Raw genomic sequence first — 8,271 nt, forward strand, 5'->3', positions numbered from 1 at the left:
GAAAAGCTCTTTCAAAAGAAAAAACAGAGACGATTTTGATAATAATAGTCAAAATCGTCTCTGTTTTCTATAAATAGTAGTTTATTGTCCCACTCTCCTTTTCTATATCTCATTTACCTATTCAGAAATTTCTACTTTTTCAATTACTACATCAAATGTAGGACGGTCTTGAGAATCTCTTTGTACGCCACCAATCTCGTCAACGACGTCCATTCCTTCAACAACATGTCCAAAAACTGTATGACGGAAATCAAGCCATGGCGTTCCACCGTTTTTATAGGTTTCAATGATTTCTGTTGGGAAACCAGCGCCTTCTAATTGGCTAAGCATATTTTCTGGAACGTTTTGATTCGTCACGATAAAAAATTGGCTCCCATTTGTATTAGGACCAGCATTCGCCATTGATAAAGCACCACGAAGATTAAAAACATCTTTTGAAAATTCATCTTCAAATTGATCGCCATAAATACTCTCTCCGCCCATTCCAGTACCTGTAGGGTCTCCTCCTTGAATCATAAAATCAGGGATTACACGATGAAAAATAACTCCATCATAATATCCTTTTTTAGCTAACCCAACAAAGTTCTCAACTGTTTTAGGTGCTTTTTCTGGGAATAGTTGAACCGTAATATCCCCTCTGTTTGTTTTAATTACAGCTTTTGGTCCTTTAGCATTCGCTAAATCTAACTGTGGAAATTCAGACACAAGCGTTTCCTCCTACAAAATTTATTTTACATGTCTATCATAACTAAAATTTTAAAAAAATGCTATTACCTTTTTGCTACCTCTTAAGAGTTTATTTTTTTCACAAATTAACTCTTGATTTTATCTTGCATTAATGCTATTTTGTGAAATATGATTTGAAACGACTTTTCATTTTATTTAAGAGCACGGCATTTTTTATTCATTAGAAACTGGAGGAAAATTGATGTCTGACACAAAAGAATTATATGAAATAACAATTATCGGCGGTGGTCCGGTTGGATTGTTCGCGGCTTTCTATGCAGGAATCCGAAAAGCAAAAACAAAAATCATTGATAGTTTGCCTCAATTGGGGGGACAGCTTTCGATGTTGTACCCAGAAAAATACATTTATGATATACCTGGTTATCCAGTTATTAAAGCTATCGATTTAATTAACAATTTAGAAAAACAGATCCAGCCTTTTGATCATACAACCTGTTTGGAAGAAGAGGTACTTGACTTAATTCAAGAAGAAGATTATCTGCGTATTGAAACTTCTAAGGGAACACATTACTCTAAGGCGGTCATTTTTGCCATTGGAAATGGCTCATTTCAACCTAGACGATTGGCTGTCGACGGAGCGGATGCTTTTGAAGATAAGCATATTCACTATTATGTAAAAGATATGAATAAATTCGCTGGAAAAAAAGTGGCAATAGCTGGCGGGGGCGATTCAGCTATTGATTGGGCTTTAATGCTAGAATCAGTAGCTGAAAAAGTTTCTATCATCCACCGTCGTCCAGAATTCCGGGGGCATGAACATAGCGTTGATAATTTAGAAAAATCTGAAGTTGCTATTTTCACTCCTTATGTCATCGAAAATTTACTAATTGACAACAATGAATTTAAAGGCGTTCAATTGAAAAAAAGCAAAACAGACGAATATGAGCATTTAGATTTAGATTCATTAATCATTAATTATGGGTTTACTTCCTCGCTAGGTCACTTAAAAAAATGGGGATTAGAAATCAACCGTAGTACTATAGAAGTAAACTCTGATATGTCTACCAATCTTCCTGGAGTTTATGCTGTAGGAGATATTTCTAATTACCAAGGTAAAGTAAAATTAATTGCTACCGGCTTTGGTGAAGCACCTACTGCTGTTAACAACGCTTTACACTTCATTAAGCCTGATTCGCGTCGACAACCAATGCATAGCACTAGTTTATTTGAAGGTAGTGGCGTAGTATAATTTCAAAAAAATAAAGAGGATGAAGCAAAATGACTAATCAGTTTTGTTTCATCCTCTAATTTTGAATAAACAGCGTCCAAAAGTCTGGAGCTTGGGAATTTTTCCGAAAGTCACTTAATACATAAAACATATTTTATACTGCATAGTCTAATTTACAGATTCAAAATAACCTTTAGTAACTTTTTTTACATCATCTCTTTTTGCCAAGCTAAAATCATTACCTTCAATTTTTCAATCAATTCTTCTGAAGATTCGGCAATGATTAACTCTCCTTCAAACAGAGCATAATTATTTCTAGCACAGAGACTGCATTGATTCATACACGAATAAGTAACTACATCTGCATTTACATTTATAAATTCATCTGAAAAAAGTGACTGATTATTTTTAGCCAAATTCTGCTCACAGCATTCTATTAAGGGATTCACAAGACTCCTCCTTGCTTTTTTTGTTACATTTAGTATACCATTACTATATTCTATAAATAAAAATTTTGTTTGGAGGGATTTTATGGTTACTAAGGCAGAAACACTAGAAGAAAAAGCACGTCAATTACTTAAAGATCGAGGGGTCGAAGTTGAGGATATAGCTGAGCTGGTTCTATTTTTACAAAAACCTTACGTAGATGATTTAACAATGGAGATTTGCATTGAAAATATTGAAAGTGTGTTATCAAAGCGTGAAGTCCACAATACTATTGTTACAGGGATTCAATTAGATATTTTAGCTGAAGAAAAGAAGTTAATTCAACCACTACAAGATATCTTGTCTGAAGATGAAGGTCTTTACGGTATAGATGAAATTTTAGCACTATCAATCGTTAACGTATATGGTTCTATCGGCTTTACCAACTATGGTTATATTGATAAAGTAAAGCCTGGTATTTTGGCCAAACTAAATTCTCATGATGGAACCCAAGTGCATACTTTCCTGGACGATATTGTGGGTGCCATTGCAGCTGCAGCAGCAAGTCGCTTAGCCCATTCTCAACCCAGTAAAAGCGATATTACAAAATAGACACAGTTCAAAAAAATAATAGCAATTTATTCCCAAACTCAACAAGTTATCAATTGCATAGTCAACAATTAATCTATTATAATAATTCTTAGTATGTAAAATGATTACATACTTGCACGCAAAGCTGTCACTATAGGTTATTCAATTCGTGTGCTTAATGTTACAAACAGCTGTCAACCACTAACTTTCTTCCCCAATAAGATACGTAGTCTACCTATAGTGACAGTCTTATTTTATAAACGATAGAAGCAAAATAAAAAACAACACCAGAATTCTTTCCAATGTTGTTGTATCCTCAATAAATTTCACTGCCAAAATCATTGTTCTCGACGTTTTTAGGGGTAGATATTTTCCTAAAAATTAAGTACAATGAATGTTGTCAGTGCTTTTGTATTGACGAAGGCAACTTGATTGGTCAGCTTTTCTCTGACTTCTCAGGGCTTCATCATTTGGCTGCAACCAAATAATGAAGTGCCTTTTTATTTTCATTTGCTTCTATCTTGTATTCATTGTACAAGAAGTCGCTACAGTTCGTCAATAATGATTGTTTGTTCTGCTTCTTTTCTCCATTAGGTTATCTTTTCATTCTAGCGTTTGCATTTCTAACTTATTTCGAAAATTCTCTTTAAAAATTTTCCATCAAAAACTAATCATTTACACTTGTACAATTGATTACCCAGTGCTACAATATTTAAGTATTCATTATTTGGGCCGTTAGCTCAGTTGGTAGAGCAGCTGACTCTTAATCAGCGGGTCATGGGTTCGAGCCCCTTACGGCCCATTGGGTGCCAAACCCACGAGAATGGTATTCTGTCGGCGTCTTCGGACGTTTTGAAGACGGAATACGCATTCTCATTTTTATTTTGACCACATTTTGACCACTTTTATAGAAATAACGATTATAGAAAGACTACTTAAAGTCTATCCTTAATCGTTTTTATTTATTGTTCAAAGATTTCAAAATTGCTAAAACATGCTCCAGTATTTCGTCATCTAATGTGTTTAAACTTGTATGTATTTCTGAAATCAATTGGCTATGATTTTTCGGTTCATATAAAAACTCACTAATAGAGATTTCAAGGTATTCACAGATTGTAGATAACATTTGCAATGAAGGCAGAGAACGTTTATTTTCAATAGAATTAATATAGTTTTCATTTTGACCAATAGCAAGACTCATTTCTCTAGCACTAACATTTTTCTTTGATCTAAATTTATGAAGTCGTTCAGCAAAAAAAGATTCAAAATTATTCATCATTGTGTCCCTCCTTTTCTATCCACACTATTCTACATCATGAAATAGCCGATTTTACAACTTAAAAAACGTTATTAATATTGTTTGACAACTTTAAATGTTGTATAATATACAAAAAGAAAGATAGAAAGAGGTGCCTAATATGAATAATGAAAAAACATCAGAATTTCAAACGGACAATAAACAACCTATAAAAAAAATATGCTATCAAGATATTTACGCTCTCCATGTTTTACTGGAACAGTTAACTTCTTGGAACGAAACACTTTCTTTGCTAGAAAAATTTTTTAGTGATGAGAAGCGACCAGTAAACAAGCAACAAATAGTTAAAAATTATTACGCTTGTTCTAAAGTGTTTTCTGCATTTCATGGTGACTTTAAAAAAATTATTACTAGCATGGAGCTTCAAATTGAAGCTTTAAGAACAACCGAAAAAATATAATAAACTATAGTGCTTTTTCAGAAAATTTCTGATAGGCACTATAGTTTATATTTTTTATTCCTTCATAAGCTGTCCAAATTTTTCGACTGCTTGCTTATTCACTTCTTTTGTAACGTGGAGATACACTTTTCTCATTGTTTTAGAATCCTCATGACCAATTCGCTCTTGTATTGCTTGTAAGTCTACACCAGCCTCAGCAAGTAAACTAACATGAGTGTGACGGAATTTATGAAGCGTCAGACTCTTTGAAATTCCCAATTTTTGAAGATATCTTTTTAATCTAAATCCTACAGCTCTTCTTGATTCTGGATAGCCAGATAAGTCTCCTCGCAATTTCGCAAAAACAAATTGTTTATCATGATATGCAGGAAATTCTTTCTTAATCCGCTCTTGTTCAAAAAGCATATAACTAAGTTGCTCTAGAACAACTTTATCAACTAAAATAATTCGACTAGATTTTTTTGTCTTTGGTGGAGTCAATTCATATTCTTTGATTCTATTTTCGTTTCTAAAAAGCGTCTTGCTAATACTAATTGTTTCATATACGAAATCTATGTCTTCCCATTGCAATGCCAACAACTCTCCGATTCGAATACCTGTATAAGCTAAGGTTAAAAAAATTGAGTAATCAAGTGTAGTAGTATTTAACTTTATATAATTTAGAAATGTGATTAACTCTTTCTTGGTTAAATAAAGCTCTTCTAAAGATTTGCTTTTTAATTCTTCAATAGTAGCTACTTTTTTTGGAACAACTGCATTCTTCGCTGGATTTCTATCTATTAAGTCATTCTCATAAGCATATTTAAAAATTAATTTCCCAACAATGTTCAGCGTTTCAATCGTACTCGTACTATAGTTTAGGTCAAATAGTTGGTTCAAAAATTCTTGATAAACTATCGGAGTGATTTTGCCTAGCGGGTATTGTCCTAAATATTTTTTCAAGTTAGGGATAGCCGTAGTTTGTCTGTTCAGTATTGTACTCTTTTTTACGCCAGACAGTTTATATTGCTCAAACCATTGATCTATAAGCGTCGTAAACAATAAACTTTTATCCAATATTCCTTTACCTGTCGCCACTTGTTGAAGAAATTTTGAAGCTTCTAATTGCGCTTCTCTCTTAGTCTTAAATCCTCTTCGAGTGATATATTTTATTTTCCCTGTTTGGTGATTAATTCCTAGGTTCGTTTTAAACATCCACATTTCACCTTTGGTTGTTTTATATTTTTGAAAGCTTGCCATTGTTCAGTTCCTTTCCGAAAATCCCAAATCATGCTATACTATTCTTGTCTAGGGAGTAGTGTTTTTGATTAGGAGATTTTTTCTCTTTTTCATTAATGCTACTTTTTATTATGTTGTCAAAATCTGTTGAATCTTTCAATACAATATAAGTTGTTTCATTTTCAAAGTATTCTTCTTCATTGATAAAGATTTTTCGAGGGTAATTTTTATAAAGCTCTAAATTTTTTGATTGTTGCAATTCCTGTTTTATTTCCTCTATATTTTCAATACTCATTACTTTTTCTGAAGGTTTCTTCAAGTTTTGACTAGTAAAAAAAGCTTTTTTATGTTCAGATTTTTCTGCTAAATCCTTTGTAAAATATTTACTTACATAACTACCATACTTTGCTTTTGCCACATCATTTGGAATTTGATTAATTCTGATAAAACCATGCTTCCAAATAGCTTGTAACTCGTCAGCTAGAATAAAAGGGAAGTTGAATAAAACAACATGATAATGAATAACAGCCTTTCCTGTTTTAATCCTTCGCTTAGCTTGTACCTCCCACGTTGCAATATATTGAGTTCTTGGAAGGTTCATCTTCTTTGTAAGTCTGTAATTTAGCCGTTTTATAAACTTATTAAATAAATAGTTGGCTTTTTCCAACTCTTCCAAATCATCTGAAAAAGTTAAGGTTAGAAATTTCGTCTGACTATCAAAGTTCATGTTTACTAATCTACGAATATGCTGTGCTTTATTTTTGTAATACTTAGCTTTCCTGTCTATCCGTTCTTTTTCATCTACTTTATTTTCCTTTGGAGAAACAATAGTTCCAACTCTTTTTTTCCCAGTAAAGCCATAGATAACTGGAGTCTGATAAAAATACAGCTCTGAACTGCAAGGTGTTGAAATTACTTTAATATTGTATTCTGGCATTAATTGACCTCCTTTTTAATTTTAATAAATCCCTATTTCATTTCTACAAATCTCTTTTAATCCATCAAAATTCCCTTTCACCTCTTTTCTTTATTCTCCAGATATTAAACTATTATCAAGTTAAATAGAAAGAACCTCACTTCGTTCGCTTCTTCTGGCTCTGGCGCCACATCCGTGCTAGCATTTGTCGCTGACGCTTAAATGCACACGGTGCGTCTCAGAGCCTAAAAAATTCTAACCCTTAACCCCAAAATCATTGAGGAACACACTCGCCGTTAGGCAATTCTCTTTGGCATTCCATACCAAAGAGAAAAGTTTCAAGTGTTTAAGATCAGTTATTAGCCATCAACTCCTTAAACCGCTTTGCTATTTACCGTTGACTGCACATTATGCAGACTTCTTTTCTATGGTTAAGCTAAAACCAAGAATTTCTTCAACTGCTTCTCTAGGAACTACTCCTAATTTTGAATTATCGTAGAAATCATAACCTTTTTTAACCATTAAAAACTTTGCTTCTCTGATAATTCGACTTGCTACAGAAGTTTTAAATCCCAAAATTTCTAAATCTTTTTTATCAATAGTCGATTGCATAAGATCACCTCCTTAAAAACCTGCTTTCTACCTAAAAAAGTAGGTTTAAAGCTACTTTTAACCAATATAACATTAAAAAACTTTCTTTTCAATAGATAAGTTGGTTTTTCCCTACTTTTTATGTATAATAAGTGTGAATGGAGGTTTAAAACAATGATAAAAAGTAATTTAGCCGAAAATATTAAAAAATACCGAAAAAAGGAATCTCTAACACAGGTTGAACTTGCAGAAAAACTTGATATTTCAAAACACAGTGTTATCAGTTATGAAAAAGGAATGACCTTTCCTTCAAGTGACATTCTTGAAAAAATGATGGATTTATTCGGGGTTACGCCAAATGAATTGTTTTTCCCTATGAATATTAGAAATAAAGAAATTACAGATAAAGAAGCCAAAATTAGAGAATTAGAAGTATATAGAGAAAATGTTTTGAACACTGTCAAAGAAATTGAAGAGAGTGCTTCATACATTGAATATGAACAACCCGTTTTTGACCAAGAGGGAAATATAGTAGAATATCGTGATATAGTTATTTCTTCCGCTGAACAAGCAAGAGGAGTTTTGATGGATGCAATAGACTTGAAGAATTTAGATACAGATTTCTTAATTGAAATTTTTAATATGAAAATCTATGAAGAATTGAAAAATTTAACAGAATTTGATTAAAGGGAGGATTACTATCAATGAATATATCGTTTATTATTGGAAATGGTTTTGATTTAAATTTAGGGCTTAAAACTACATATAAAAATTTTTACGACTATATCAAAAAAAATAAAAATGAACTCGTGATGATAGAAGCTTATTTCAAAAAAGGAATCGTTGTTTTGGAAGCGGCTAAACTACTGAGAAGATCTAGACAAACAATCTATAAC

The 8,271-nt window shown here is 32.5% G+C and carries 11 protein-coding genes and 1 tRNA gene; 6 read left to right on the forward strand and 6 right to left on the reverse strand.

The window, feature by feature from the left end; genetic code table 11:
- Positions 1-117: 117 nt before the first annotated feature.
- Positions 118-705: a peptidylprolyl isomerase gene (locus BCR26_RS15615; protein WP_069699893.1), complete on the reverse strand. Its 588-nt coding sequence runs from the start codon at positions 703-705 to the stop codon at positions 118-120.
- Between the two features lie 223 nt (positions 706-928).
- On the opposite strand from BCR26_RS15615, the gene BCR26_RS15620 reads away from it, so the two are divergent.
- Positions 929-1,936, forward strand: coding sequence for an NAD(P)/FAD-dependent oxidoreductase (locus BCR26_RS15620; protein WP_069699894.1), 1,008 nt, complete (start codon positions 929-931; stop codon positions 1,934-1,936).
- Between the two features lie 185 nt (positions 1,937-2,121).
- Here the strand turns inward: BCR26_RS15620 and BCR26_RS15625 are convergent, their stop codons facing one another.
- Entirely contained in the window at positions 2,122-2,364 is a 243-nt protein-coding gene (locus tag BCR26_RS15625) for a DUF1450 domain-containing protein (protein WP_069699895.1), read from the reverse strand.
- Between the two features lie 82 nt (positions 2,365-2,446).
- Between BCR26_RS15625 and BCR26_RS15630 the strand changes: the two genes are divergently transcribed.
- The gene (locus BCR26_RS15630) at positions 2,447-2,953 is read left to right on the forward strand and encodes a phosphatidylglycerophosphatase A family protein (RefSeq protein WP_069699896.1); all 507 of its coding nucleotides are present in this window, start codon (positions 2,447-2,449) and stop codon (positions 2,951-2,953) included.
- Positions 2,954-3,661: 708 nt separating this feature from the next.
- Positions 3,662-3,734 (forward strand) — tRNA-Lys (locus BCR26_RS15635).
- A gap of 156 nt (positions 3,735-3,890) precedes the next feature.
- Here the strand turns inward: BCR26_RS15635 and BCR26_RS15640 are convergent.
- The gene (locus BCR26_RS15640; RefSeq protein ID WP_069699901.1) at positions 3,891-4,208 is read right to left on the reverse strand and encodes a helix-turn-helix domain-containing protein; all 318 of its coding nucleotides are present in this window, start codon (positions 4,206-4,208) and stop codon (positions 3,891-3,893) included.
- A 142-nt stretch (positions 4,209-4,350) separates the two neighbouring features.
- Between BCR26_RS15640 and BCR26_RS15645 the strand changes: the two genes are divergently transcribed.
- Positions 4,351-4,650, forward strand: coding sequence for a hypothetical protein (locus tag BCR26_RS15645; protein WP_069699897.1), 300 nt, complete (start codon positions 4,351-4,353; stop codon positions 4,648-4,650).
- 54 nt (positions 4,651-4,704) lie between these two features.
- Here BCR26_RS15645 and BCR26_RS15650 read toward each other — a convergent pair whose 3' ends face one another.
- From BCR26_RS15650 to BCR26_RS15660, 3 genes are all read right to left on the reverse strand, one after another.
- A complete protein-coding gene (locus tag BCR26_RS15650) occupies positions 4,705-5,889 on the reverse strand; it encodes a site-specific integrase (RefSeq protein WP_069699898.1) in 1,185 nt (394 codons plus the stop codon).
- 28 nt (positions 5,890-5,917) lie between these two features.
- Positions 5,918-6,805: a rolling circle replication-associated protein gene (locus BCR26_RS15655; RefSeq protein ID WP_084387168.1), complete on the reverse strand. Its 888-nt coding sequence runs from the start codon at positions 6,803-6,805 to the stop codon at positions 5,918-5,920.
- A 387-nt stretch (positions 6,806-7,192) separates the two neighbouring features.
- Positions 7,193-7,396, reverse strand: coding sequence for a DUF3173 domain-containing protein (locus tag BCR26_RS15660; RefSeq protein WP_069699899.1), 204 nt, complete (start codon positions 7,394-7,396; stop codon positions 7,193-7,195).
- 153 nt (positions 7,397-7,549) lie between these two features.
- On the opposite strand from BCR26_RS15660, the gene BCR26_RS15665 reads away from it, so the two are divergent.
- Together BCR26_RS15665 and BCR26_RS15670 are read left to right on the forward strand one after the other, a co-directional pair.
- Positions 7,550-8,062, forward strand: a complete 513-nt coding sequence (locus BCR26_RS15665; RefSeq protein ID WP_069699900.1) for a helix-turn-helix transcriptional regulator — start codon at positions 7,550-7,552, stop codon at positions 8,060-8,062.
- A gap of 17 nt (positions 8,063-8,079) precedes the next feature.
- On the forward strand, positions 8,080-8,271 hold a 192-nt coding region (locus tag BCR26_RS15670), incomplete at its 3' end, for an AbiH family protein (protein WP_245677001.1).

Source organism: Enterococcus rivorum (assembly GCF_001742285.1).
Classification (GTDB): Bacteria; Bacillota; Bacilli; order Lactobacillales; family Enterococcaceae; genus Enterococcus_L; species Enterococcus_L rivorum.